Source organism: Serratia sp. CY83965 (assembly GCF_052166375.1).
Classification (GTDB): domain Bacteria; phylum Pseudomonadota; class Gammaproteobacteria; order Enterobacterales; family Enterobacteriaceae; genus Serratia; species Serratia marcescens.
The window spans coordinates 1-23,584 of record NZ_JBJNOV010000001.1; the positions used below are offsets into that span (position 1 = coordinate 1).

22 protein-coding genes and 2 tRNA genes are annotated in these 23,584 nt (G+C 58.0%); 13 read left to right on the forward strand and 11 right to left on the reverse strand.

The window, feature by feature from the left end:
* Positions 1–26: 26 nt before the first annotated feature.
* Both ACJ8PL_RS00005 and dkgB read left to right on the forward strand, forming a co-directional pair.
* Positions 27–103, forward strand: a tRNA-Asp gene (locus ACJ8PL_RS00005).
* A gap of 209 nt (positions 104–312) precedes the next feature.
* Positions 313–1,116 carry a 2,5-didehydrogluconate reductase DkgB gene (gene dkgB, locus ACJ8PL_RS00010; protein ID WP_016929009.1) on the forward strand — a complete coding sequence of 268 codons (804 nt, stop codon included), beginning with the start codon at positions 313–315 and terminating at the stop codon, positions 1,114–1,116.
* 47 nt (positions 1,117–1,163) lie between these two features.
* Here dkgB and yafC read toward each other — a convergent pair whose 3' ends face one another.
* The gene (gene yafC, locus ACJ8PL_RS00015) at positions 1,164–2,051 is read right to left on the reverse strand and encodes a DNA-binding transcriptional regulator YafC (RefSeq protein ID WP_004930183.1); all 888 of its coding nucleotides are present in this window, start codon (positions 2,049–2,051) and stop codon (positions 1,164–1,166) included.
* Between the two features lie 105 nt (positions 2,052–2,156).
* Between yafC and ACJ8PL_RS00020 the strand changes: the two genes are divergently transcribed.
* Both ACJ8PL_RS00020 and ACJ8PL_RS00025 read left to right on the forward strand, forming a co-directional pair.
* Complete coding sequence (locus ACJ8PL_RS00020) at positions 2,157–3,332, forward strand: MFS transporter (protein ID WP_197789890.1); 1,176 nt, start codon at positions 2,157–2,159, stop codon at positions 3,330–3,332.
* A 239-nt stretch (positions 3,333–3,571) separates the two neighbouring features.
* Positions 3,572–4,366 carry an endonuclease/exonuclease/phosphatase family protein gene (locus ACJ8PL_RS00025; protein WP_028127832.1) on the forward strand — a complete coding sequence of 265 codons (795 nt, stop codon included), beginning with the start codon at positions 3,572–3,574 and terminating at the stop codon, positions 4,364–4,366.
* 51 nt (positions 4,367–4,417) lie between these two features.
* Here the strand turns inward: ACJ8PL_RS00025 and mltD are convergent, their stop codons facing one another.
* Together mltD and gloB are read right to left on the reverse strand one after the other, a co-directional pair.
* The gene (gene mltD / locus ACJ8PL_RS00030; protein ID WP_442530702.1) at positions 4,418–5,800 is read right to left on the reverse strand and encodes a murein transglycosylase D; all 1,383 of its coding nucleotides are present in this window, start codon (positions 5,798–5,800) and stop codon (positions 4,418–4,420) included.
* 71 nt (positions 5,801–5,871) lie between these two features.
* Positions 5,872–6,627, reverse strand: coding sequence for a hydroxyacylglutathione hydrolase (gloB, locus tag ACJ8PL_RS00035; protein ID WP_016929005.1), 756 nt, complete (start codon positions 6,625–6,627; stop codon positions 5,872–5,874).
* A gap of 44 nt (positions 6,628–6,671) precedes the next feature.
* Between gloB and ACJ8PL_RS00040 the strand changes: the two genes are divergently transcribed.
* Entirely contained in the window at positions 6,672–7,391 is a 720-nt protein-coding gene (locus ACJ8PL_RS00040; RefSeq protein WP_016929004.1) for a class I SAM-dependent methyltransferase, read from the forward strand.
* Here ACJ8PL_RS00040 and rnhA read toward each other — a convergent pair.
* Positions 7,388–7,855 carry a ribonuclease HI gene (gene rnhA, locus ACJ8PL_RS00045; RefSeq protein ID WP_004930193.1) on the reverse strand — a complete coding sequence of 156 codons (468 nt, stop codon included), beginning with the start codon at positions 7,853–7,855 and terminating at the stop codon, positions 7,388–7,390. The two genes, ACJ8PL_RS00040 and rnhA, sit on opposite strands and share 4 nt — an antisense overlap.
* A gap of 72 nt (positions 7,856–7,927) precedes the next feature.
* Here rnhA and dnaQ point away from each other — a divergent pair, with 72 nt between their 5' ends.
* Together dnaQ and ACJ8PL_RS00055 are read left to right on the forward strand one after the other, a co-directional pair.
* Entirely contained in the window at positions 7,928–8,671 is a 744-nt protein-coding gene (dnaQ, locus tag ACJ8PL_RS00050) for a DNA polymerase III subunit epsilon (RefSeq protein ID WP_004930195.1), read from the forward strand.
* 144 nt (positions 8,672–8,815) lie between these two features.
* Positions 8,816–8,892 (forward strand) — tRNA-Asp (locus tag ACJ8PL_RS00055).
* 105 nt (positions 8,893–8,997) lie between these two features.
* On the opposite strand, the gene ACJ8PL_RS00060 is transcribed toward ACJ8PL_RS00055, so the two are convergent.
* Positions 8,998–11,238: a TonB-dependent siderophore receptor gene (locus ACJ8PL_RS00060; protein WP_079450821.1), complete on the reverse strand. Its 2,241-nt coding sequence runs from the start codon at positions 11,236–11,238 to the stop codon at positions 8,998–9,000.
* Positions 11,239–11,472: 234 nt separating this feature from the next.
* Between ACJ8PL_RS00060 and ACJ8PL_RS00065 the strand changes: the two genes are divergently transcribed.
* Positions 11,473–12,351: a siderophore-interacting protein gene (locus tag ACJ8PL_RS00065; protein WP_116403898.1), complete on the forward strand. Its 879-nt coding sequence runs from the start codon at positions 11,473–11,475 to the stop codon at positions 12,349–12,351.
* A gap of 152 nt (positions 12,352–12,503) precedes the next feature.
* Here ACJ8PL_RS00065 and ACJ8PL_RS00070 read toward each other — a convergent pair whose 3' ends face one another.
* Both ACJ8PL_RS00070 and ACJ8PL_RS00075 read right to left on the reverse strand, forming a co-directional pair.
* Complete coding sequence (locus tag ACJ8PL_RS00070) at positions 12,504–13,277, reverse strand: amidohydrolase (protein ID WP_016929001.1); 774 nt, start codon at positions 13,275–13,277, stop codon at positions 12,504–12,506.
* A complete protein-coding gene (locus tag ACJ8PL_RS00075) occupies positions 13,265–14,425 on the reverse strand; it encodes a pyridoxal phosphate-dependent aminotransferase (protein WP_016929000.1) in 1,161 nt (386 codons plus the stop codon). Before ACJ8PL_RS00075 ends, ACJ8PL_RS00070 begins: the two co-directional genes overlap by 13 nt.
* A gap of 164 nt (positions 14,426–14,589) precedes the next feature.
* On the opposite strand from ACJ8PL_RS00075, the gene ACJ8PL_RS00080 reads away from it, so the two are divergent.
* Genes ACJ8PL_RS00080 through ACJ8PL_RS00090 form a run of 3 tightly spaced genes read left to right on the forward strand, consistent with a single transcriptional unit; the run spans position 14,590 to position 16,429 of the window.
* Positions 14,590–15,204: a methylthioribulose 1-phosphate dehydratase gene (locus ACJ8PL_RS00080; RefSeq protein WP_016928999.1), complete on the forward strand. Its 615-nt coding sequence runs from the start codon at positions 14,590–14,592 to the stop codon at positions 15,202–15,204.
* Positions 15,201–15,890: an acireductone synthase gene (gene mtnC / locus ACJ8PL_RS00085; RefSeq protein WP_016928998.1), complete on the forward strand. Its 690-nt coding sequence runs from the start codon at positions 15,201–15,203 to the stop codon at positions 15,888–15,890. Before ACJ8PL_RS00080 ends, mtnC begins: the two co-directional genes overlap by 4 nt.
* A complete protein-coding gene (locus ACJ8PL_RS00090) occupies positions 15,887–16,429 on the forward strand; it encodes a 1,2-dihydroxy-3-keto-5-methylthiopentene dioxygenase (protein ID WP_079449647.1) in 543 nt (180 codons plus the stop codon). Before mtnC ends, ACJ8PL_RS00090 begins: the two co-directional genes overlap by 4 nt.
* A 17-nt stretch (positions 16,430–16,446) precedes the next feature.
* Here ACJ8PL_RS00090 and mtnA read toward each other — a convergent pair whose 3' ends face one another.
* On the reverse strand, positions 16,447–17,475 hold the full coding sequence (gene mtnA, locus ACJ8PL_RS00095; protein WP_442530705.1) for an S-methyl-5-thioribose-1-phosphate isomerase: 1,029 nt from the start codon (positions 17,473–17,475) through the stop codon (positions 16,447–16,449).
* Positions 17,476–17,620: 145 nt separating this feature from the next.
* Between mtnA and mtnK the strand changes: the two genes are divergently transcribed.
* Positions 17,621–18,820, forward strand: a complete 1,200-nt coding sequence (mtnK, locus tag ACJ8PL_RS00100) for an S-methyl-5-thioribose kinase (protein WP_442530706.1) — start codon at positions 17,621–17,623, stop codon at positions 18,818–18,820.
* A gap of 73 nt (positions 18,821–18,893) precedes the next feature.
* Here the strand turns inward: mtnK and ACJ8PL_RS00105 are convergent, their stop codons facing one another.
* Genes ACJ8PL_RS00105 through fadE form a run of 3 tightly spaced genes read right to left on the reverse strand, consistent with a single transcriptional unit; the run spans position 18,894 to position 22,694 of the window.
* Entirely contained in the window at positions 18,894–19,046 is a 153-nt protein-coding gene (locus ACJ8PL_RS00105; RefSeq protein WP_097102716.1) for a Hok/Gef family protein, read from the reverse strand.
* Positions 19,047–19,099: 53 nt separating this feature from the next.
* A complete protein-coding gene (locus ACJ8PL_RS00110) occupies positions 19,100–20,182 on the reverse strand; it encodes a hypothetical protein (RefSeq protein ID WP_442530707.1) in 1,083 nt (360 codons plus the stop codon).
* A 55-nt stretch (positions 20,183–20,237) separates the two neighbouring features.
* Entirely contained in the window at positions 20,238–22,694 is a 2,457-nt protein-coding gene (gene fadE, locus ACJ8PL_RS00115; protein ID WP_016928993.1) for an acyl-CoA dehydrogenase FadE, read from the reverse strand.
* Positions 22,695–22,940: 246 nt separating this feature from the next.
* Between fadE and lpcA the strand changes: the two genes are divergently transcribed.
* Positions 22,941–23,522, forward strand: a complete 582-nt coding sequence (gene lpcA / locus ACJ8PL_RS00120) for a D-sedoheptulose 7-phosphate isomerase (RefSeq protein WP_004930220.1) — start codon at positions 22,941–22,943, stop codon at positions 23,520–23,522.
* The last annotated feature ends 62 nt before the right edge of the window (positions 23,523–23,584 follow it).

The following is a 23,584-nucleotide window of genomic DNA, read 5'->3' on the forward strand; positions in this document are numbered from 1 at the left end:
GAAAGATGCAACGTAAAAGAATCGGTGGAGCGGTAGTTCAGTTGGTTAGAATACCTGCCTGTCACGCAGGGGGTCGCGGGTTCGAGCCCCGTCCGTTCCGCCACTTAATTGATAAGCCCTGAGTCTCGACTCAGGGCTTTTTCATATCTGCATTTTGCGCTTTTCAGGCCGGAATTGTCCTTCCTTACCGCCTTACCCCATATTGTTGCCGTTAGATCAAAAGTCTTATGCCGAACCAGGCGTTTTTGATCAATAAAAAAGTTGCCATAATCTTCCTCATACCACATCTACCTGTTAATGAGAGAAAACATTATGAGCATCCCTGCATTTGGTTTAGGTACTTTCCGCCTTCAGGATCAGGTTGTTATCGATTCTGTCAGCACCGCACTCGAGCTGGGCTATCGCACTATCGATACCGCGCAGATCTATGAAAACGAAGCGGCTGTTGGCCAGGCTATCGCTGCCAGCGGCGTGAAACGTGAAGATCTGTTCATCACCACCAAGATTTGGATCGCGAACCTGGCGAAAGGCGCGCTGATCCCAAGCCTGCAAGAAAGCCTGAAAAAACTGCAAACGTCCTACGTTGATCTGACGCTGATCCACTGGCCGTCACCCAACGACGAAGTGCCGGTTGCCGAATTTATGGCTGAGCTGCTGGAAGCGAAAAAGCTGGGACTGACTCGCCAAATTGGCGTATCTAACTTCACCATCGATTTGATGCAGCAAGCGATTGACGCGATTGGCGCCGATGAAATCGCCACCAACCAAATCGAGCTGTCACCGTTCTTGCAGAACCGCAAGGTGGTAGAATTCGCGCAGCAGCACGGCATCGCCATCACCTCTTACATGACGTTGGCCTACGGCAAAGCGCTGCAGGATGAAACGATCAAAAGCATCGCCGCTCGTCACAATGCAACTCCAGCACAGGTTGTCCTGGCTTGGGCATTGAAACTGGGCTATGCAGTTATTCCTTCCTCGACCAAGCGTGAAAACCTGGCGAGCAACCTGTTGGCGCAGCAACTGACGCTGACCGACGAAGATATGGCGCAGATTGCCGCACTGGAGTGCAACGGCCGTCTGGTTAGCCCGGAAGGTCTGGCGCCAAACTGGGATTAATCATTCCTCGCAGTAGTCAGCGTAAGGCGCCTATCGGGGCGCCTTTTTTATCGTTTCAGGTATTCACTCACAAAATCAATAAAGCTGCGCAGACGGTTGCTGACGGCGCTGTCGCTGTAATAAACCGCGTTGATCGGCATGGCGACCGGCAGTGTCGCTTCCACCAGAATCGGAACCAAATCTCCACGTTTGATATCTTCGTCGCTCATAAAGTCCGACAGGCAAGCGATACCGTTGCCATGCAGACAGAGATGGCGCTGGGTTTCTCCGCTATTGGTCGTCAAGCCTGGGGTAATTTCCAACTGGCTGCCATCTGAACAAGCCAGTGGCCAGCGGTTCAGGCTGGGCAGGTCGTTGAAGCCGATGCAGCAGTGATGTGCAAGATCTTCTACCGTTAGTGGCGTGCCGTGTTGAGCCAGATAGGCGGGAGAGGCGAGCACATGCCGATAGCTGGTCATCAGTTTGCGTGCTTTCAGCGTGGAATCGGTCAGTTCGCCTACGCGGATTGCGATATCCACTTTTCGCTCGATCAAATTGATAAAGTTTTCCGAAGACACCAGCGATAGCGACATTTCAGGATAACGTTCGCGGAACTCCGCCACTAAAGGCGTCAGCATGTGCAGCACCACCGGCGTTGCCGCGTCGACGCGCAGCAGGCCTTGCGGACGCTGGCGGCTTTCCATCAGCGCATTTTCCGCCGCGGCCATGTCGTTCAGTACCTTCTGCACCTGGCGAAAGTAATTCTCTCCTTCCTGAGTCAGGCTGATTTGGCGCGTGGTGCGGTTGAGTAACGTCACGCCCAGTTTGCTTTCCAGTTTTTTCACCGTTCGGCTGACTACGGAGTTCGCTTGTTCCAGGCGTTCGGCCGCCCGGCTGAAGCTGCCGCTTTCCACTACGGTGACAAAGGTGATCAGCTCGTCTGAGTTTGCTTTCATTTTTGCTCCGATAGCAAAGTTAATTTGAAATTTTGAGCATTTTTATCATTTAAGCATAGGCCGATAATAGCCGTCATCAACTTGAATGCTATTTCGGAGTAAAAAATGCCACTCGCATTACTTGCCTTAACCATCAGCGCTTTTGCTATCGGCACGACCGAGTTCGTGATTGTCGGGTTGATCCCGACTATCGCGGAACAGCTTGGGGTGACCGTACCGTCCGCTGGATTGCTGGTGACTATCTATGCCCTCGGCGTGGCCATTGGTGCGCCGGTGCTGACGGCCCTGACCAGCCGTATACCGCGCAAGCTGCTGCTGGTTGGCCTGATGGTGCTGTTCACTCTCGGCAACCTGCTGGCCTGGCAATCACCCAGCTATGAATCGCTGGTGATTGCCCGGTTGTTGACCGGCCTGGCGCACGGCGTGTTCTTCTCTATCGGCTCCACTATCGCGACGAGCCTGGTGGCGAAAGAGAAGGCGGCTTCCGCCATTGCCATCATGTTTGGTGGCCTGACGGTGGCGCTGGTGACCGGCGTACCGTTAGGGACGTTCATCGGCCAGCAGTTTGGCTGGCGTGAAACCTTCCTGGCCGTTTCTCTGATTGGCGCGGTCGCTACGGTGGCCAGCATTATTCTGGTGCCGAACAATATCAAGAACCAGGGCAGTGCCGGCGTGCGGGAACAAATGAAAGTACTGACCCATCCTCGTCTGCTGCTGATTTACGCAATTACCGCATTGGGATACGGCGGGGTCTTCACGACCTTTACCTTCCTTGCGCCGATGATGCAGGAACTGGCGGGCTTCTCTGCTCCGACCGTGAGCTGGATACTGTTGGCTTATGGCGTCGCGGTGGCGGTGGGTAACATCTGGGGGGGCAAGCTGGCCGATCGCCATGGGGCGGTGCGTGCGTTGAGCTTTATCTTTGCCGCGTTGGCCGTTTTGTTACTGGTGTTTCAGTTTACCGCCAGCCACAGTATCGCCGCTTTGCTGACGGTGATTGCGATGGGCGTGTTCGCTTTCGGCAACGTGCCGGGGCTGCAGGTCTATGTGGTACAAAAAGCCGCACAATACACGCCAAATGCGGTGGATGTGGCGTCCGGTCTCAACATCGCGGCGTTCAACATCGGCATTGCGCTTGGTTCGGTGATTGGCGGCCAGACCGTTGCCTCGCTGGGGCTGGCGCAGACCCCCTGGATTGGCGCGCTGATCGTGGTGGTTGCATTGTTGCTGGTTAGCCTCAGTGGCCGTCTGGATAAAAAGTCTCAGCGGCAAACAGCTTGATAGGCAACTATTACTACCTGGCCCGCGTTTTGCGGGCCTTTTCGCATTTTTCACCTATTATCCCCCACCTTTACACAGCTATACCGTCAGAAGATTGAAATCGCTGCAGGTGGCCCCTATAACTGAAAAGGTGATGCCCGCAAAAGCCATGCCCTCTATGCGGGGTAGGCGTATAATCAATTCATCGTTGGCGAGTCTTCATCGCCAGTTTTCATGTTACTGGGTAATAGGCGAATCGCGTGCCGAAACGAACTTATGCAATGCGGTATGTTGCAGGTCAGCCAGTTGAGCGAATCTTTCCTGGCGCCGTTAACCAGCCGTTGCCGCCAGGGGCGGCGCTGCCGACGACCGGCGCCTTGCGCGTTATGGTGTGGAATATTTTCAAACAGCAGCGAGCCGACTGGCTTTCGGTGCTGAAAAACCATGGCAAAGACGCGCAACTGGTGCTGTTGCAAGAGGCGCAAACCACGCCGGAGCTGGTGAGCTACGCTACCGCCAACTACCTGGCGGCCGATCAGGTACCGGCCTTTGTGCTACCGCAGCACCCTTCCGGCGTGATGACGCTGGCGGCCGCTCATCCTGTTTACTGTTGCCCGCTGCGCGAGCGAGAGCCGCTGCTGCGGCTGTCCAAGTCGGCCCTGATCACCGTTTATCCGCTGTACAACGGCGAGCTGTTGATGGTGGTGAACATCCATGCGGTGAACTTTAGCCTGGGCGTCGACGTCTACAGCAAGCAACTGGGGCCAATCGGTGAGCAGATCGCCAGCCACCGGGGGCCGGTGATCATGGCCGGGGACTTCAACGCCTGGAGCCGCAAGCGCATCAATGCGCTGTATGACTTCGCCGGAGAGATGGCGCTGCGCGAAGTGAGCTTCGCCGACGATCATCGCCGCAAGGCCTTCGGCCGTCCGCTGGATTTCGTATTTTACCGCAATCTGGGGGTCGTGGAGGCGTCGGTATTGGTGACCAGCGCGTCGGATCACAATCCGTTGTTGGTGGAGTTCCACCCGGAAAAAGACTCTCCCGTCTGGTGAATCGCAGGTAATAAAAAAGCACCCCGCAGGGTGCTTTTTTGTACCGGAAACTTAGGTATCCGGCGTTAGCTTGTTGCCGACAAACAGGGTCAGCTTCAGACCTGGCTGCAGGTTGCCTTTGGCGAGCGTTGAATTCCAACGCATCACGTCGTTAATATCGACGCCGTGACGACGTGCGATACTGGCGAGCGAATCACCTTTACGGACCTGGTAGGTGATACTGCTGTTACTGCCAGTATTGCTGGCCACTTGCAGGGTTTGCCCAACTTTTATGGCGCTCTTGGCGCGTAAGTTGTTCCAACTCTGCAAATCGCTGGTCTTAACGTTCAGCCGCTTGGCAATGCCCGATAAGGTGTCGCCGGAGCGCACTTTATACGAACTGCCACCGGTCAAACCGCTGTTCTTCGCCAACTGCGTCGTTGGCTGAGTCACGGCGATCTGGCCATCGGCCAGCGAGTCTTTCAGTTGCTCGGCATGTCCTTTGGGAACCATGATGTAATGGGGCCCGTTGGGTGCCGTAACGCCTTTTTTGTAGCCTGGGTTATACGCTTTCATCTTGGTGACTGAAAGCCCTGCCATCTCAGCCGCCTGAGTCAGCTGGATCTGCTGTCCGACATCAATACGCGCCAGCGCACGGGTTTCATCCGTTTTCGGGAGTTTCACGCCGTACTTCTTGCTGTTCTTGATGATGTCGCTCAGCGCCAGCATTTTCGGGACATAGATTGACGTTTCACGCGGAAGCGACAATGCCCAGAAATTGGTTGGCTTACCCTGGCGTTTGTTTGCCTTCACCGCTTGCATCACGCGGCCTTCACCACTGTTATAGGCGGCTACGGTCAGTAACCAGTCGCCGTTAAACATGCGGTTCAAGCGCTGCATCATGTTAAGCGCAGCGGTTGTTGAGGCGACGACATCGCGTCGACCGTCATACCACTGATTGTTTTTCAAACCATAATTACGACCCGTTTGCGGCACGATTTGCCATAGCCCTGCGGCGTTGGCACTTGACGTGGCGTGTGGGTCAAAAGCGCTCTCCACTATGGGTAGCAGTACCAGTTCCATCGGCATATTACGTTTCTTAATCTGCCCGACTATCCAGTACATGTACGGCTCTGCCCGTAATGTTACATCGTGGAGATAGCTCTTACTTTTTAAGTACTTTCTTTTCTGATCACGGATCCGGGAATTTTCCGGAACCTCCATCTTCAGCTCGTCGCTAATGAAGTTCCACAGGTCCTGTTGCGCGGTGGGACTGTTGTTATCCAACCACCGCGCCGAGCTCGCTCGGCCATTTGCTGTGTACTCTCCTGCTTCACCATCTTGACCAGCCGAAGACAAACTCTGTGCATGCTGTTCTGGCGCCGGTGCGTCCTGCCTGGACGACTGGCAACCCACTAGCAAGACTGAGGCGAGAAATATCGCTTTAGCCTTCATGTGTGTGTCAATGTAGTTGCTTAAAAGACGAGCAATAATACTTTGCTTCGCCAAATAACACAACTAAAAGCTTAGAAGTTATCTTTCCGCAGGCGTAATTCGGAAAAAACTGAATGAAGGCTTTGGGGTGGTGAATTAAAGCCTAATTTCTTTTGTAAATCAGTGTCATGGCAGCGTAAAAACAGGTTGATTTTGCGCTCTAATTGCAATGTAGTCGGCACGCTGGCTTGGCCTTTTGCCCTTAACGCTTCAACATGTTGTTGATATGTTTCAATCTCTCGATCTTCCGGCAAAATAGCCCGCGCAAACTTAAGATTTGAAAGAGTATATTCATGCGCGCAGCAAATTAAGGTGTTATCGGGAAGTTGCGCGAGTTGTTGAAATGAGTCGTACATTTGTTTGGCGGTGCCTTCAAACAGCCTGCCGCAGCCGGCGGAGAAAATGGTGTCGCCGCAGAACAGATAAGGGGCACTATAGAATGCCACATGGCCCAACGTATGACCGGGAACGGCGATAGTCTTGTAGTGGCGGCCATCGATGTCAAAGGTGTCGCCGTCGCGGACGATGTGGTTGGCGCCTTTGTCCGCGGTTTCTTGTGGCCCATAGACGGCCAGGCCGGGATACTGCGCCACGATCTGCGCCACGCCGCCGACGTGATCGTGATGATGGTGGGTCAGCAGGATCGCCGCCGGCGCCAGCTGCAGGCGCTGCAACGCTTCAAGTACTGGCTGCGCTTCACCCGGATCGACGATAATGCAGCGCCCCTGTCGGTCATCCAATAACCAAATGTAATTGTCCTGGAAGGCGGGAATGCTGATAAGATTCATGGTGTACCTCTCGTTGGCAACGGCTTGAAAGAAGATAATAAATCATGAAACCAGCCCATACTCTACAAAAGCTCACCGGCCCGCAGTCCTGGGCTGAGCTGCCGTGGGGGGAGTACTATCGTGAAGCGCTCGAGCGGCAGTTGCAACCCTGGTGGCCCAAGCTGTTCGGTTTCCATCTGCTGAAGATGGGCATGCTCAGCGCCGAGCTGGCCACGGACAAATGCGCAATCTCCCACCAGGTTAACGTAGGGCTGGAGGGGGAAGGGCTGCAGGTGGTCGCCGATGCTTATCAACTGCCGTTCGCCGCCAAATCGGTAGATGCCTGCCTGCTGGCGCATACGCTGTCCTATGCGGACGATCCGCACCGCATGCTGCGTGAAGTGGACAGGGTGTTGATCGACGACGGCTGGTTGGTCATCAGCAGCTTCAATCCGTTCAGCCTGCTGGGATTGGGCAAGCTGGTGCCCGGGTTGCGTCGCCGCCAGCCCTATGTCAGCCGCATGTTTACCCAGATGCGGCTGCTGGATTGGCTCAGCCTGCTGAATTACGAGGTGTTGCACCAGGCGCGTTTTCACGTGCTGCCGTGGCACCGCAAGGGCGGCAAGTTTTTATGTACCCATTTGCCGGCGCTGGGCTGCATGAGCGTAATTGTGGCGCGTAAGCGCACCTTGCCGCTGACGCCTACGCCGATGAAACTGGGGGCGAGAAAGCCGTCTCTCAGCCGCGCGGTGGGCGCGACCAAGAGCTATCGCAAGCTGCCTTAGGCTTCCGGTTGGTAACCGACGTCTTCCTGCGTCGGTTTGCCGGCCGCCTCGCGCGCCAGCACGTCACAACGTTCGTTCTCCGGATGGCCGGCGTGGCCCTTGACCCATTCCCATTTCACCTCGTGGCGCTGAATGGCCTGATCCAGCCGCTGCCACAGATCGACATTTTTGACCGGTTTTTTGTCGGCGGTTTTCCAACCGCGTTTCTTCCAGTTATGGATCCAGCTGGTGATGCCCTGGCGCACGTACTGGCTGTCGGTGCTGAGCGTCACGGCGCAGGGGACGGTCAGCGCTTCCAGCGCCACGATCGCCGCCATCATTTCCATGCGGTTATTGGTGGTCAGACGAAATCCTTCGCTGAAGGTTTTTTCCGTCTGCTTATAGCGTAGTATCGCGCCGTAGCCACCGGGGCCGGGGTTGCCAAGGCAGGAGCCGTCGGTGAAAATTTCTACCTGTTTGAGCATCTCTGGTAGACTCTTCCTATCAGTTTTATAAAAGCCAAGTCTGACATAAACGAGCGCTGTGAGCACTGCAATATGATCTCTACAACCACCAGACAGATTGTCCTCGATACCGAAACCACCGGTATGAACAAGCTTGGGGTGCACTACGAAGGGCACCGCATCATCGAAATCGGTGCGGTGGAGGTGATTAATCGCCGCCTGACCGGGCGCAACTTCCACGTTTACATCAAGCCGGATAGGCTGGTGGATCCGGAAGCCTACGGCGTACACGGCATCAGCGACGACTTCCTGGCCGACAAGCCGACCTTCGATCAGGTTGCCGAGGAATTTCTCGACTTTATCCGCGGCGGCGAGCTGGTGATCCATAACGCGGCGTTCGATATCGGCTTTATGGATCACGAATTCCGCATGTTGCAGCAGGGCATCCCGAAGACCGAGACCTTCTGCACCATCACCGACAGCCTATTGATGGCGCGTCGCCTGTTCCCGGGCAAGCGCAACAACCTCGATGCCTTGTGCAGCCGTTATGAGATAGATAACAGCAAGCGTACGCTGCACGGCGCATTGCTCGATGCCGAGATCCTGGCGGAAGTCTATCTGGCGATGACCGGCGGTCAGACCTCGATAGCGTTCCAGATGGAGGGGGATACCCAGCAAAATGACGCCGCGCAAGAAATACAGCGTATCGTCCGCCCGGCTACGGCGATGAAAGTGGTCTACGCCAGCGACGAAGAAGTGAAGGCGCATGAGGCGCGTCTGGATCTGGTGGCAAAAAAGGGCGGTAGCTGCCTGTGGCGCGGGGCGCCGGCGGAATAACGGCGTTTTTGCGTGAAAAAACCTCACCGGATGAATCTTCGTTGAAAAACTGTGCAAACGGTTCATTTGCGGAGAAAAAGGCGTTGACGGAACCGAGAGGCGTCCGTAATATGCGCCTCGTTCCCCCGCAAGAGGGAATGGCGCGGAGCGGTAGTTCAGTTGGTTAGAATACCTGCCTGTCACGCAGGGGGTCGCGGGTTCGAGCCCCGTCCGTTCCGCCACTATTCAGAAGCCCTGAGTTAGCGATAACTCAGGGCTTCGTCGTTTCCGTTCTCTGAAAAACGGTGCGGCCCAATCAACGGGGCCGGCGGACCGGCCCCTTATCCTCAGAATAACACCGAATAGTTCAAGCCGAAGGTGCGTCCGCGGCCTTTATAGCTGTACAGCTCAGGCGAGCCGTAGGTCGGGCTGTACAGGATCGGCGCGCGTTGGCCCCAAACGGTGGTGTACTCCTTGTCCAGCAGGTTTTCCACGCTGAAGCTGATTTTTCCTACCGGCAGGGTATAGCTGCCGAGGAAGTCGACGGTGTTGTAGCCATCGATCTTGCGGCCCTGAGTGGAGTTGGCTTTGGTGTAATCGCCGTCGTCCGACACGTCGAAGGTTTGCTGCGACTGTAAGCGCAGATTCCAGTCGCCCGGCGCCCAGCCGACATAAGCGGTGACTTTCGATGGGCTGGCGGTATCGACCACCAGCTTCTTCCATTCGCCGTTGACCTTGGTTTCGGAACGGATGAGGTTGAAGTTGGTACCGGCGCTCCAGTCGCTGTCTTCAAAGAAATAATCCACCGCGCCTTCCAGCCCATAGATGCGCCGCTTGTCCGCATTGACGTTGATGGTCATGTCGGTTTTGTTGATGGCGATGCTCTTGTCGGACAGCGAGTAGTAGGCGGCGATTTGCGTGCGCAGGTTATCGCCGGTATAGCGCCAGCCCAGCTCGTAGGCATTGACCTTGATGCCTTCCAGTTTGGAATCGCCGACGTTGACGCTCTTCAGCAATTGGTAATGGCTGCCGTTCAACGCGTAGGTGCCGTTGCCGTAATATTTGCCCGGATCCGGGATCTCAAAGCCCTGAGAGAAGTTGAACCAGGTTTGCTGGCGCTCGGTCAGATGTGCCAACAGGCCGGCATTGAACAGCGCGTTGTTGTAATCGGTTTTCCCTCCCGGTATAGCGTCGGCGGACGTCGCGGCGCCGGTGGCGATCGCCTGCTGCTGGTTATAACCGACGAAGTCATCAATCTTGTTTTCGGTGTACTGGTAACGCACGCCGCCGCTCAGGGTGAAGATGGGATTGATGTCGTAACTGGCCTGCAGGAACGACGCCAGGTTGCTGGTGGTATAGCTCGGGTAGCGGCCGGTGCCGTAAGCGTTCTCCAGCGTCATGCCGCCGGACTGTTGGGCCTTCGCCAGGTTGAAGAACTGCTGGTTGGCGTTGAAGCTCTCATGCTCGGCGTCGATGCCGTAAGTCAGCGTCAGCGCGTCGACAGGTTTGCTGTTTAACGTCAGTTTGCCGCCGTAAAAATCGGTTTTTTGCTGCGAAGCGCCAATGCTGCTGACGTAATAGTTCGGCGCTTTGCCCGCCAGCGTTGGGAATGGGTAGAAGGTCAACGTTTCGTCGCGATAGTAGACCTGCGCCACCAGATCCTGGCCGAGGAAATCGGTGTTGGAATATTGCAGGTTGATCAGGTGGCGCTCGGTGCCGGGGATGCGATCGGAGTTTAAATTACCGCTGTTGTACGCCTTGGCGTTGCCGGTCACCGCCGCGAAGTTTTCCCCCAGAAACAGGCCGTGATCGCCGTCGGACTGGCTTTTGTAGTATTGGGTGGTCAGCTGCAGCTGTTGATGATCGTCGATGTTGAGGGTGCCGGTGCCCATCACATCGAGGCGATTGGAATACTGCAGGCCGGTTTGGGTATTGTCGATCAATACCTCATTGCCTTTGCCGTCATACCAGCCGCCATAGCGCTGGTAAGAAACGGACAGGCGCCCCGAGGCGTTGTCGTTGCCGCCGCTGACCGCCGCCGCCACGTTCTCGTCGTGATCGTTATGGCCGCCAAAGCCGGTTTTACCGCCGACCTGCAACTCGACCTGCTGTTCCTGTTGCCCTTTTTTGGTGACGATATTGATCAGGCCGCCGGTGCTGCCGCCGCCGTACAGCGAGGTCGCGCCGGAAATCACCTCGATATGATCGATATTGAACGGATCGATCGAATCCAACTGGCGGCTGTCGCTGCGCGATGAATTCAGGCGCACGCCGTCAATCATCACCATCATCGAGCGGCCGCGCATATTCATGCCATAGTTGGTGCGGCCCTGGCCGCTGACGTCCATGCCGGGGATCAGCTGCGCCAACATGTCCTTGATCTCTTTGCCGCCCTGAACCTGCTGTTCGATCTCCTGACTTTCGATCACCCAGGTGGTCTGCGCCATTTCCGCCATGCTGCGGTGTGAACGGCTGGCTGAGACCACCATCTGCTCTTCGGCGCCGGCTTTCTGATCTTCGGCCCAGGCCGCTGGCGCAAGCATTGCCAGCAGACAAGGGTTCAAAACCCAAAGGTGTTTGCGTTTCATCGTTATTTATTTCCCAGGTGATATTGTTATTGCGTTATTTTTGAGAATGATTCTTTTATCAATAACGTTTCTTGTTATCAATAAAATCATGATATGATTTTTTGCGATACATTAACGTAATTAATTAGTTTTATTAACATTTTGCCCGCTGCGCGATCGAGCAACCCACGCCGTCAACACGGCAGCCGATCGGCCATACGTTCAAGCGACAGCCGTTGCCGGAGAATCGAGAACATGTCCGCCAGCTACAGAATTTTTGATATCACCTTGAAAAGCAAAATACTGATTTCACCTTCGCTGGTGCGCTGCGTGTTTGAAGGTGCGGATATTCATCGGATGAAGCTGGAAGCGCCGGATCAGCGCATCAAACTGCTGTTCCCGGCGGCGGACGGCCAGATCCCGCAATTGGCCAATAGCCCGGACTGGTACGGCGATTACATGGCGATCCCCAAAGAGCGGCGCCCGGTGATGCGCACTTATACGCTGCGTGCGCTGCGCCGTGAGCAGAATCAGATGGACGTCGAGTTCGTGCTGCATGGCGTGAACGGCCCGGCCTCCGCCTGGGCGACTCACGCCGAGCCGGGTGATGCCATTCAGACCGTCGCCCCCAACGCTGACTTCGACGGCGACAGCGGCGGCTACGAATGGACGCCGCCGGCACAGTTGCAGCAGGCGCTGTTGATCGCCGATGAAACGGCCGTGCCGGCGGCGATGGGCATTCTGGAGCAATTGGCGCAGCAGGCTAATCCGCCGCGCGTGCAGGCGTTCTTCGAAGTGCCGCAGGCGGGGGATTGCCTGGATTTGACCCGTTTCCCGTTCGCCGAGGTTTACTGGCTGCCGCGCGATGTGGGCCGCCAATTGGCGCACGGCACGTTGCTGGTGGAAGCGGTGCGCCAGCGGGTGGATATCCCCGCGTCGGCCTGTGCGCAGGCGCAGTCCCTGGTGGAAAGCAGCCTGAGCGATGAGGTGTTGTGGGAGCGGGCAGCCGGCAGCAACGCTTTCTACGCCTGGGTGGCGGCCGAGTCTTCCACGGTGAAAACGCTGCGGCGTTACCTGATCGGCGAACGCGATCTGGACCGCGCTACCGTTAACTTTATGGCCTACTGGTGTTGAGTGCGCCGTCCTTTTCCGGCATCGGCGCTGGAGGCGCAGCAGGCCGCCGCACGGATGATGACGCGCGGCGACAAGCTGGCGGCGATCGGCGCGGAGCCTTTATCTCTCTGCCGAACATCGACGTGCCAATCGCCGGCTGGGAGCGTGTTTAATCAGTCGAGACGCAGAAAGCTGTCGGCGTCGCGCCAGGCCGGGAAGGCGTTGCGGTAACTCTGCAGGGTTTCCAGCGACAGCTCAGCGTCCAGCTGCGCGGCTGCGCCGGGCTCGGCATCCGCCAGGATCTCGCCCTGCGGGCTGATGATCAGGCTGTCTCCGCTGTAGTTCAGGCCGTTGGCATCGTCGCCCACCCGGTTGCAGCCCGCCACATACACCTGATTTTCAATCGCCCGCGCCGCCAGCAGCGTTTGCCAATGGCGGCTGCGCGGCGCCGGCCAGTTGGCGACGTACAGCGCCAGATCGTAATCCTGCTGATAGCGCGCCCAGACCGGGAAACGCAGGTCGTAGCAGATCTGCGGCAGGATGCGCCAGCCGCGCCACTCGAAGATTTCACGCCGGTTGCCGGCCTGGTAGTGCAGGTGTTCGCCGGCCATGCGGAACAGATGGCGTTTATCATAGGCATGCACCTGGCCGCCCGGCTCCACCAGCAGGAAGCGGTTGACCGCGCCCTCGTCAGTTTTCAGCGCCACGCTGCCGCCGATTAACGCATGGCTTTTCACCGCCCAACCGTGCAGCCAGTCGATCACCTGCTGTTCGGGCAGGGCGCTCTCGCCGGCATCCATGGCGAAACCGGTGGTGAACATTTCCGGCAAGACGATGAGATCACGCCCGGCGATCGGCGCCAGCAACGCGTCGAAGGCGGCCAGGTTAGCGAGGCCGTCGCGCCAGACCAGCGGTTGCTGCAACAGGGTAATTTTTAAAGTCGACATAACCGCTCCGCAGCTGCATCCAGCGTGGCGTCCTGTTTAGCGAAGCACAGCCGGATCAATTTATGGGGGAAAGGATCGGCACAGAAGACCGACAGCGGAATGGCCGCCACGCCCACGTGCTCGGTTAACCAATGGCAGAACGCTACATCGTCCAGATCGGAGATGGCGCTGTAGTCCGCCAGCAAGAAGTATGTACCGGCGCAGGGTAAAATTTCCAGTCGGCTGCTCGCCAGCGCCTGCACAAAGCGATCTCGCTTGGCGCGATAGAACGCCGGCAGCTGTCGCCAGTGCTCCGGCTCGGCGCGCAGGCTATCCGCCAGCGCCAGCTGCGCCGGAGTATTGACCGAAAAGGTCAGGTATTGATGCACCTTGCGCACCTCAGCGCTCAGCGCGGCGGGCGCCACGCAGTAACCCACTTTCCAGCCGGTCATGTGGAAGGTTTTTCCGAAAGAGGAGACCGCGATCGCCCGTTGGCGCAGCTGCGGGTGGGCCAACACGCTGGCGTGGCCGCCTTTGGCGAAGCAGATGTGTTCGTAAACCTCGTCGCTGAGCACGTAGATTTCGCGTTCGGCGATGGCGTGCCACAGCTGTTGCATGTCTTCCGCCTGCCAGGCGGTGGCGGACGGGTTATGCGGCGTGTTGACGATCACCAGGCGGGTGCGCGGCGACAGCGCGGCGGCGAACCGTTGCCAATCCACGGCAAACGCGGGCGGCTGCAGGGCGAGGCGTTTGAGTACGCCGCCCGCCAGCGTCACCGCCGGCGCGTAGCTGTCGTAGCTCGGATCGAAACAGACCACCTCATCGCCGGGGCGCACCAGCGCGGTGATGGCGGCGAACAGCGCTTCGGTGGCGCCAGCGGTGACGGTCACTTCGCCGCCGGCGTCCGGCTGCCAGCCATACAGCTCGGCGGTTTTGTCGGCGATGGCTTCGCGCAGCGCCGCCACGCCGGTCATCGGCGCATATTGGTTGGCGCCCTGGGCGACGTGCCAGGCCAGGCGTTCTTTCAGGTAGTCCGGCCCGTCGAAATCAGGGAAGCCCTGCGACAGGTTGATCGCCTGATGCTGCTGCGCCAGCGCGCTCATTTGGGTGAAGATGGTGGTGCCCAGGGCAGGCAGTTTACTTTCGGGAATCAATGCGGAAGTGCTCATAGCAGGTGAATACTCCAGGCGCTTATATTGCCGTCAATATAACACGATGCTAGTATTTGGCAATCAAGACGCTTAGATGGCTAAATGCGAAAAAGTGCTTAGCCCGCCACGCGGCAGGCAACGTTTCATCTGCCGGCCGCCTTACCGAACGGGAAACGATAACAATGACGGAGAATCCGCAACTTACCGCATTACTGGCGGCCTGCCACTGGATTGGCGACAAAGGCTGGTGTCCGGCGACCGGCGGCAACATGTCGCTGCGCCTCGACGAACGCCAGTGCTTGGTCACCGAATCCGGCAAAGACAAAGGCAGCCTGAGCGCCGCCGATTTTCTGCAGGTGGATATCGCCGACAATCATGTGCCGAGCGGCCGTACGCCGTCGGCGGAAACCGGGCTGCATACGCTGCTCTATCGCTTGTACCCGCATCTTGGCGCGGTGTTGCATACCCATTCCGTCAACGCCACCGTGTTGTCGCGGGTGGAACGCGGCGATGCGTTGGTGCTGCAGGGGTACGAAATGCAAAAGTCGCTCGCCGGTCAGCGCAGCCACCTGGACAGCGTGGCGATCCCCATTTTCGATAACGATCAGGACATTCCCCGGCTGGCCTCGCGCGTCGCGGCCTATGCCGAGGTCACGCCGCTGCAGTACGGTTTTCTGGTGCGCGGCCACGGTCTCTATTGCTGGGGAAGCCAGGTGGCGGAAGCCCGCCGCCATCTCGAAGGGCTGGAATTCCTGTTCCAGTGTGAACTGCAACGTCGCTTGCTGGAGGCGAAATGATCCGCGCTATCGTGACCGATATTGAAGGCACCACCAGCGATATTCGCTTCGTGCACCAGGTATTGTTTCCCTATGCCCGCGAACGGCTGGCGGATTTTGTACGCCGTCACGCCACGGAGAGCGAAGTCGCCGCGCCGCTGGCGGCGCTGCGCGCTGAAATTGACCAGCCGCAGGCGGATCTCGACGCGCTGATCGCCGCGCTGTACCGCTTTATGGATGAAGACCGCAAATCCACCGCGCTCAAGGCGCTGCAGGGCATCATCTGGCGCAGCGGCTATCGCGAAGGGGATTTCCGCGGGCATCTGTACCCGGAGGTTGCGGGGCAGTTGGCCGCCTGGCAGCGTCAGGGGCTGAAGCTTTACGTCTATTCCTCCGGTTCGGTGGAAGCGCAGAAGCTGCTGTTCGGCCACAGCAGCGCCGGCGATCTGCAGCCGCTGTTCAGCGGCTATTTCGACACGCACGTCGGCGCCAAGCGTGAAACCGCGTCGTACCGCAACATTGCGCAGGCTATCGGCATCGCGCCCGACGAACTGTTGTTCCTGTCCGATATCCACCAGGAACTGGACGCCGCGCAGGCCGCCGGCTGGCATACCTGCCAGCTGATCCGCGATGAGGCGGATGCACAGAGCCGGCATCCGCAGGTCAGCCGTTTTGATCATATCGATTTAGGGGAGTTTGTCTCATGAGTGGATTGACCATTTTCAGTGATACAGAGCCGCAGCAGCCGCTGTGGCAGAGCCGCGACGCGCAGGAAATCCAGCGGCAGCTGGCGCAGATCGGCGTGCGCTTTGAGCGTTGGCAGGCGGATCGCGAACTGGGCGACAACCCGCAGCCGCAGGCGGTGATCGCCGCCTACCAGCATGAGATCGACCGGCTGGTGGCGGAAAAGGGCTACCAGAGCTGGGACGTGATCAGCATGCGGCCGGACCACGAACAGCGCCAGGCGCTGCGCGAAAAATTCCTGTCCGAACACACGCACGGTGAGGATGAAGTGCGCTTTTTCGTTGAAGGGGCGGGGCTGTTTTGCCTGCATCTGGACGGCAAGATCTTCCAGATCCTGTGCGAAAAGAACGATCTGATCTCAGTGCCGGCCAACACCCGTCACTGGTTCGATATGGGCTCGGCGCCGCACTTTACCGCGATCCGGGTATTTGACAACCCGGAAGGCTGGGTGGCGCATTTCACCGGCGACACGATCGCCGATGCCTATCCGCGTCTGGACTGATCGTCAACCGGCGGGCGTTAACCCAGTGTCCGCCGGAAAATCCCCGCTTCAACCTGCTGCGGGGTGATCACGCCGCTGTCGAACACCCACCCGCTGATAAGCTTGGCCGGCGTGACGTCGAACGCCGGATTGTAGACCGGCGCCTCGGCCGGCGCCCACTGGCAGGCGCCGAAGCTGCCTGAAACGCCGGTGACTTCGGCCGCCGCGCGTTGCTCGATCGGGATGGCGGCGCCGTCCGGACAGTGCGGATCGTGGGTGGTGTGCGGGGCGGCCACGTAGAACGGGATGCTGTGATAGTGCGCCAGCACCGCCAGGCTGTAGGTGCCAATCTTGTTGGCGACGTCGCCGTTGGCGGCGATGCGATCCGCGCCGACCCATACCGCATCGACCTGGCCTTGCGCCATCAGGCTGGCGGCCATTGAATCGCAGATCAGACGATAGGGAATGCCCAGCTCGCCCAGTTCCCAGGCGGTCAGGCGGCCGCCCTGCAGCAGCGGCCGGGTTTCATCGACCCATACCTGTTGCACTTTGCCCTGCTGGTGGGCGCGCAGCAGCACCCCGATAGCGGTGCCGACGCCGGCGGTGGCCAATCCGCCGGTATTGCAGTGGGTCAGCAGGCGGCTGCCGGGCTTGACCAGCCCTGCGCCGCGATCGGCGATGCGATCGCACAGCAGGCGATCCTCCTCCACCAACCGCAGCGCTTCGTTCACCATCGCCGGCGCCCAGTCAGGTTCCGCCAGCGCCAACTTCATGCGATCCAGATTGTTCATCAGGTTAACCGCCGTCGGGCGGGCGGCGCGCAGCGTGTGCAGCGCCTGCTCCAGCTCGGCGCGCGGCAGACCGCGTTCCGCGAGCAGCGCCAACAGCAGGCTGGCGGACAGCCCGATCAGCGGAGCGCCGCGCACCCGCAGGCTGTGAATGTGCCCGACCAACTCTTCCACGCTGTCGCAAGCGCGCCACCGCTTTTCCTGCGGCAGGGCTTGCTGATCGAGGATCCAAAGGCGGTTGTCCCGCAGGGACAAACTGGTGGTGTTAAGCGCTTGCATCGGCGGTTAATTCCTTGTTGCGTGGTTATTGCATCTGAAACGCTATTCTGCCAACATGACTTCCAGATGTATAGACGTCCAAATGCTTTTACGTCTAAATAATCAGAGTCGCTGGGTCAGTGAGAGAGAACAGAGGGGTTGGGGAATGTCGCTTTATCGTACGTTTACGGCTGCCGATGCCGTTGAATATGCCCGCCAATACGGGCAGGTGGCCGAACCGCAGGCGCTGGTGAGCGCCGACGAGATCGGTGACGGCAACCTGAACCTGGTGTTCAAGATCCGCGATCGTGAAGGTGTGAGCCGGGTGATCGTCAAACAGGCGCTGCCCTACGTGCGCTGCGTGGGCGAATCCTGGCCGCTGACGTTGGATCGGGCGCGCATCGAAGCGGAAACGCTGCTGGTCCACGGCGGTTTCTGCCCGCGGCATACGGTAAAAGTCTTGCATCACGATCCCGAGTTGGCGGTGATGGTGCAGGAAGATCTCTCCGATCATCGCATCTGGCGCAGTGAACTGGTGCAGGGGAACTATCATCCGCTGGCGGCCGGGCAACTGGCGGAATACCTGGCGCAGACGCTGTTTCACACCTCCGATTTTTATCAGTCGGCGCAGCAGAAAAAGGCGGAAGTCAGCCGTTTCACCAACCCCGAACTGTGCAAGATCACCGAAGATCTGTTCTTTACCGATCCCTATATCGACCATGAGCGCAATCAGTTCGAGGCGGCGCTGTTGCCGCAGGTGCAGGCGCTGCGCGAGGATGCGCCGCTGAAGTTGGCGGTCGCCGGCCTGAAACATCGCTTCCTCAGCAAGGCGGAGGCGCTGTTGCACGGGGATATCCACAGCGGTTCGATCTTCGTGGCGGAAGGGCGATTGAAAGCGATCGACGCCGAATTCGGTTTCTACGGCCCGATCGGTTTCGATGTCGGCACTGCGTTAGGCAACCTGCTGCTCAACTATTGCGGCCAGCCGGGGCTGTTCGGGCCGCGCGACGCCGCCGCCGGGCGCGAGCAGCGGCTGCAGGATGTGCGCGAGCTGTGGCTGATCTTTGCCGATCGCTTTCTGGCGCTGTGCCATCAGCAAAGCCGCGATGCGGCGCTGGCGACGCCGGGTTACGCCGAGCAGTTCCTGCAGCAGGTCTGGAGCGACGCGATAGGATACTGCGGCACCGAACTGATTCGGCGCACCATCGGCCTGGCGCACGTCGCCGATCTGGACAGCATCGCCGACGCCGACATGCGCCTCGACTGTCAGCGTCACGCCCTGGGATTGGGGCGCACGCTGATCGTCAATGCGCCGCAGATCGAGCATATCGACGCGCTGTTGGCGCGCATTCGTCAGCAGGGCTGAAAAGGCGGGTGCTCGTGGATCCTGCCTGACACCATCAGCCAACGGGCGGGGCGAACCCCGCCGTTGGGTTGCCTTACCGTCCGGATTCGTAAGCCAAAGTGGCCGCATCCTCCGAGTCTCCCAACCTGATGCGCAGTTCGCACAGCGAACCGCGGGTTAGCCAGATGAACGCGAGCAGCGTCATACAGACGATCACCAGTTTAAGTACGACCCGTTTTTGCTGCATTTTTGACCTCCCTATCCTTGCCTTGCGGCGGGTAAGAGGCTAACCTGATGTTGCTAGGCATCAGAGTGGCCTCGGGTTGATAATATCGACTCGGGGCCTTTCTCTTTCTCTTTCTCTTTCTCTTTCTCTTTCTCTTTCTCTTTCTCTTTCTCTTTCTCTTTCTCTTTCTCTTTCTCTTTCTCTTTCTCTTTCTCTTTCTCTTTCTCTTTCTCTTTCTCTTTCTCTTTCTCTTTCTCTTTCTCTTTCTCTTTCTCTTTCTCTTTCTCTTTCTCTTTCTCTTTCTCTTTCTCTTTCTCTTTCTCTTTCTCTTTCTCTTTCTCTTTCTCTTTCTCTTTCTCTTTCTCTTTCTCTTTCTCTTTCTCTTTCTCTTTCTCTTTCTCTTTCTCTTTCTCTTTCTCTTTCTCTTTCTCTTTCTCTTTCTCTTTCTCTTTCTCTTTCTCTTTCTCTTTCTCTTTCTCTTTCTCTTTCTCTTTCTCTTTCTCTTTCTCTTTCTCTTTCTCTTTCTCTTTCTCTTTCTCTTTCTCTTTCTCTTTCTCTTTCTCTTTCTCTTTCTCTTTCTCTTTCTCTTTCTCTTTCTCTTTCTCTTTCTCTTTCTCTTTCTCTTTCTCTTTCTCTTTCTCTTTCTCTTTCTCTTTCTCTTTCTCTTTCTCTTTCTCTTTCTCTTTCTCTTTCTCTTTCTCTTTCTCTTTCTCTTTCTCTTTCTCTTTCTCTTTCTCTTTCTCTTTCTCTTTCTCTTTCTCTTTCTCTTTCTCTTTCTCTTTCTCTTTCTCTTTCTCTTTCTCTTTCTCTTTCTCTTTCTCTTTCTCTTTCTCTTTCTCTTTCTCTTTCTCTTTCTCTTTCTCTTTCTCTTTCTCTTTCTCTTTCTCTTTCTCTTTCTCTTTCTCTTTCTCTTTCTCTTTCTCTTTCTCTTTCTCTTTCTCTTTCTCTTTCTCTTTCTCTTTCTCTTTCTCTTTCTCTTTCTCTTTCTCTTTCTCTTTCTCTTTCTCTTTCTCTTTCTCTTTCTCTTTCTCTTCTTTGCCAAGGCTCCGGACAGAAAGATCCAGAGCACCCGCCGCGCAGTCTACCCGAACTTCCTTCCTGTGAAATCCGCCGTTGCGCCAACCTGCGGCGTGGTGCGCAGTTTGTCCTGAAAGCAAAAGAAAAAAGGGGCGATGATGATCGCCCCTTGGATGCGTGGAGTGGGAATTGGCGTTAAGCCGCTTCGGTCTGCTGCTGGCGCTTAGACTGCGCCGCCGGCTTTTCCGGCTTGGCGGCCGCCAGCGCATCCGGCGCAAAGTCGTCCACGTTGATGGAGCGCAGGCGGCTCTCTTCGGCTTTCACCAGGATCTTCGCTTCGTCGGCGCTGATCTTGCCTTCTTCCAGCGCGCGCTCCGCCAAACGATCCAGACGGGTGAACGGCAGGTTTTTGCCGGCCGCCTTGCACAGACGTTCGTGAATCGGCTCGGCGGCCATCACGTCGGCCAGCGCCGCTTCCAGCAGGCCGATTGGGTTATGCTCGCTCGGCGTCAGGTACTGGCCGCGCCCCAGACGGCTGCGGGTGGCGGAAGGCACCTGCAGGATCTTGGCCAACTGATGATCCAGGCGATCGGACGGCGCAGTATGCACGCGGCCGAACGGGAAGACCACGAAGCGCAGCGCGCCGGCGATAAAGCGGTTCGGGAAGTTGCGCAGCAGATCATCCAGCGCCTGTTCGGCTTTATGCAGGCTGTCTTGCACGCCCCAATGCACCAGCGGCAGATCTTCTTTCTGACGGCCTTCGTCGTCAAAGCGTTTCAGCACGGCGGAAGCCAAATACATCTGGCTGAGGATATCCCCCAGGCGAGCGGAGATGCGCTCACGGCGCTTCAGGCTGCCGCCCAGCACGCCCATGGAAACGTCCGACAGCAGCGCCAGGTTGGCGCTCAGGCGGTTCAGCTGCTGATAGTAACGACGGGTCGCGTCCTTGGTTGGCGTGGCGCTGGTGCGGCCGTTGGTCAGGCCCAGCCAGAAGCTGCGTACCTTGTTGCTGCCGACGTGGCCCAGGTGGCCGAACAGCGATTTATCGAAGGCGTTCAGATCGTTGTTCTGCGCCGCCGCCATTTCATCCAGCACATAAGGATGGCAGCGGATCGCGCCCTGACCGAAGATCATCATGGTGCGGGTCAGGATGTTCGCGCCTTCCACCGTGATGGCGATCGGTGCCCCCTGATAAGCGCGAGCCAGGAAGTTGGATTCGCCCAGCATGATGCCTTTACCGCCGGCGATATCCATGGCGTCAACGATCGACTGCTGGCCGCGGTGCGTGCAGTGGTATTTGACGATGGCCGACAGCACGGCCGGCTTCTCGCCCTGCACCAGCGCATAGGTGATCAGCGAAGCGGCGGCGTCCATCACATAGGTGTTGCCGGCGATGCGCGCCAACGGTTCCTCGATCCCTTCCATCTTGCCGATGGAGATCTTGAACTGACGGCGAATGTGCGCGTAGGCGCCGGTCGCCAGGGCGATGGATTTCAGGCTGCCGGTGGAGTTGGACGGCAGGGTGATGCCGCGACCGACCGACAGGCACTCAACCAGCATGCGCCAGCCTTGGCCGGCCATTTTCGGCCCGCCGATGATGTAATCGATCGGCACGAACACGTCGGTGCCGCGGGTCGGGCCGTTCTGGAACGGCACGTTCAGCGGGAAGTGGCGGTTGCCGATTTCCACGCCCGGGGTGCTGGTCGGGATCAGCGCACAGGTGATGCCCGGGGATTCGTTGTCGCTCAGCAGGCGGTTCGGGTCATGCAGTTTGAACGCCAGGCCCAGTACGGTGGCGACCGGCGCCAACGTGATGTAGCGCTTGTTCCAGGTCAGGCGCATGCCCAGCACCTGCTTGCCTTGCCATTCGCCCATGCACACGGTGCCGACGTCCGGGATCGCGCCGGCATCGGAACCCGCTTCCGGGCTGGTCAGCGCGAAGCATGGGATTTCGTCGCCGCGCGCCAGGCCCGGCAGATAGTGGTTTTTCTGTTCTTCGGTGCCGTAGTGCTGCAGCAGTTCGCCCGGGCCGAGGGAGTTCGGTACGCCGACGGTGATCGCCAGGATGCCGGAAACGCCGGCCAGTTTTTGCAGCACCATCGCCTGAGCGTAAGGGGAGAATTCCAGACCGCCGTACTCTTTCTTGATGATCATCGCGAAGAAACGGTGTTCTTTCAGGTACGCCCAGAGTTCTGGCGGCAGATCGGCCAGTTCGTGGGTGATCTGGAAGTCGTTGGCCATGCGGCAGGCTTCTTCCACCGGGCCGTCGATAAACGCCTGCTCTTCTTCCGTCAGGCGCGGTTTCGGGTAGCTGTGCAGCTTGTTCCAGTCCGGCGCCCCGCGGAACAGATCGCCTTCCCACCAAGTGGTGCCGGCGTCGATCGCTTCCTTCTCGGTGGTGGACATCGGCGGCATCACCTTGCGGAAGGCGCGCAGCGCCGGCGCGGAGAGCAGGGAACGGCGCACAGAGGAAAGGTTCAGCGGCAGCAGCACGATCGCCAGCGGCAGCAACAGCCAGAAGCTCCACAGGCCGATAGCGCCCATGACGGCGGTGTACGCCACCAGGATCAGGCTGCTGAGGGTAAGGTTCACTCGGTGGTAGAACACCACGCCGAGGAGAGCCAGGAAAACGACGATACTAAGAACCATCATAAGAAGCTCCGAAGTAGTAAGAGGTCTGACCTGTTGTGTGTATGTAATAGGTTTTAGTACAAGGCAGAATTTTTATCAATGCGTTTACAGTTTAATTACAACTCAGGTCACAAACTGACAGCACCAATCATCAAAAACCTCTCCGCTTCCTTAACCGGCGCGCTGTTTGGCCGAGAATGCTTCTCGCTGTTTCCGCGATCCGGTACACTGCGGAGCGGAAGATTTGACGATAACAAGAGGTTCCTCATGTACCACGACCTTATTCGCAGTGAACTGAACGAAGCGGCTGATACCCTGGCGAAATTTATCAATGACGACGCCAACATCGACGCCATCCAACGCGCGGCGGTGCTGCTGGCGGATTCCTTCAAAGCCGGCGGTAAAGTGATTTCCTGCGGCAACGGCGGTTCCCATTGCGACGCGATGCATTTCGCCGAAGAGCTGACCGGCCGCTACCGCGAAAACCGCCCGGGCTACCCGGCGATTGCCATCTCGGACGTGAGCCACCTGTCCTGCGTCAGCAACGACTTCGGCTATGAGTATGTGTTCTCGCGCTATGTGGAAGCGGTGGGCCGCGAAGGCGACGTGCTGCTGGGCATTTCCACCTCCGGCAACTCCGGCAACATCATCAAGGCTATCGATGCGGCGCGTGCCAAGGGGATGAAAGTGATCACCCTGACCGGCAAGGACGGCGGCAAGATGGCGGGTTCCGCCGATGTGGAAATTCGCGTGCCGCACTTCGGTTACGCCGATCGCATTCAGGAAATCCACATTAAAGCGATTCACATCTTGATTCAGCTGATCGAAAAAGAGATGGTTAAGGCGTAATAGCCTTCGGGGGGCTGCGGCTCCCCATGAATAAGACTGCGGGCGCCGCATGTATGCCGTGC

Bases quoted from the DNA above. Each gene is read 5' to 3' on its own strand.
- dkgB (WP_016929009.1), top strand. From the start codon at position 313: ATGAGCATCCCTGCATTTGGTTTAGGTACTTTCCGCCTTCAGGATCAG.
- yafC (WP_004930183.1), bottom strand. From the start codon at position 2,051: ATGAAAGCAAACTCAGACGAGCTGATCACCTTTGTCACCGTAGTGGAA.
- ACJ8PL_RS00020 (WP_197789890.1), top strand. From the start codon at position 2,157: ATGCCACTCGCATTACTTGCCTTAACCATCAGCGCTTTTGCTATCGGC.
- mltD (WP_442530702.1), bottom strand. From the start codon at position 5,800: ATGAAGGCTAAAGCGATATTTCTCGCCTCAGTCTTGCTAGTGGGTTGC.
- gloB (WP_016929005.1), bottom strand. From the start codon at position 6,627: ATGAATCTTATCAGCATTCCCGCCTTCCAGGACAATTACATTTGGTTA.
- ACJ8PL_RS00040 (WP_016929004.1), top strand. From the start codon at position 6,672: ATGAAACCAGCCCATACTCTACAAAAGCTCACCGGCCCGCAGTCCTGG.
- rnhA (WP_004930193.1), bottom strand. From the start codon at position 7,855: ATGCTCAAACAGGTAGAAATTTTCACCGACGGCTCCTGCCTTGGCAAC.
- dnaQ (WP_004930195.1), top strand. From the start codon at position 7,928: ATGATCTCTACAACCACCAGACAGATTGTCCTCGATACCGAAACCACC.
- ACJ8PL_RS00060 (WP_079450821.1), bottom strand. From the start codon at position 11,238: ATGAAACGCAAACACCTTTGGGTTTTGAACCCTTGTCTGCTGGCAATG.
- ACJ8PL_RS00065 (WP_116403898.1), top strand. From the start codon at position 11,473: ATGTCCGCCAGCTACAGAATTTTTGATATCACCTTGAAAAGCAAAATA.
- ACJ8PL_RS00070 (WP_016929001.1), bottom strand. From the start codon at position 13,277: ATGTCGACTTTAAAAATTACCCTGTTGCAGCAACCGCTGGTCTGGCGC.
- ACJ8PL_RS00075 (WP_016929000.1), bottom strand. From the start codon at position 14,425: ATGAGCACTTCCGCATTGATTCCCGAAAGTAAACTGCCTGCCCTGGGC.
- ACJ8PL_RS00080 (WP_016928999.1), top strand. From the start codon at position 14,590: ATGACGGAGAATCCGCAACTTACCGCATTACTGGCGGCCTGCCACTGG.
- mtnC (WP_016928998.1), top strand. From the start codon at position 15,201: ATGATCCGCGCTATCGTGACCGATATTGAAGGCACCACCAGCGATATT.
- ACJ8PL_RS00090 (WP_079449647.1), top strand. From the start codon at position 15,887: ATGAGTGGATTGACCATTTTCAGTGATACAGAGCCGCAGCAGCCGCTG.
- mtnA (WP_442530705.1), bottom strand. From the start codon at position 17,475: ATGCAAGCGCTTAACACCACCAGTTTGTCCCTGCGGGACAACCGCCTT.
- mtnK (WP_442530706.1), top strand. From the start codon at position 17,621: ATGTCGCTTTATCGTACGTTTACGGCTGCCGATGCCGTTGAATATGCC.
- ACJ8PL_RS00105 (WP_097102716.1), bottom strand. From the start codon at position 19,046: ATGCAGCAAAAACGGGTCGTACTTAAACTGGTGATCGTCTGTATGACG.
- fadE (WP_016928993.1), bottom strand. From the start codon at position 22,694: ATGATGGTTCTTAGTATCGTCGTTTTCCTGGCTCTCCTCGGCGTGGTG.
- lpcA (WP_004930220.1), top strand. From the start codon at position 22,941: ATGTACCACGACCTTATTCGCAGTGAACTGAACGAAGCGGCTGATACC.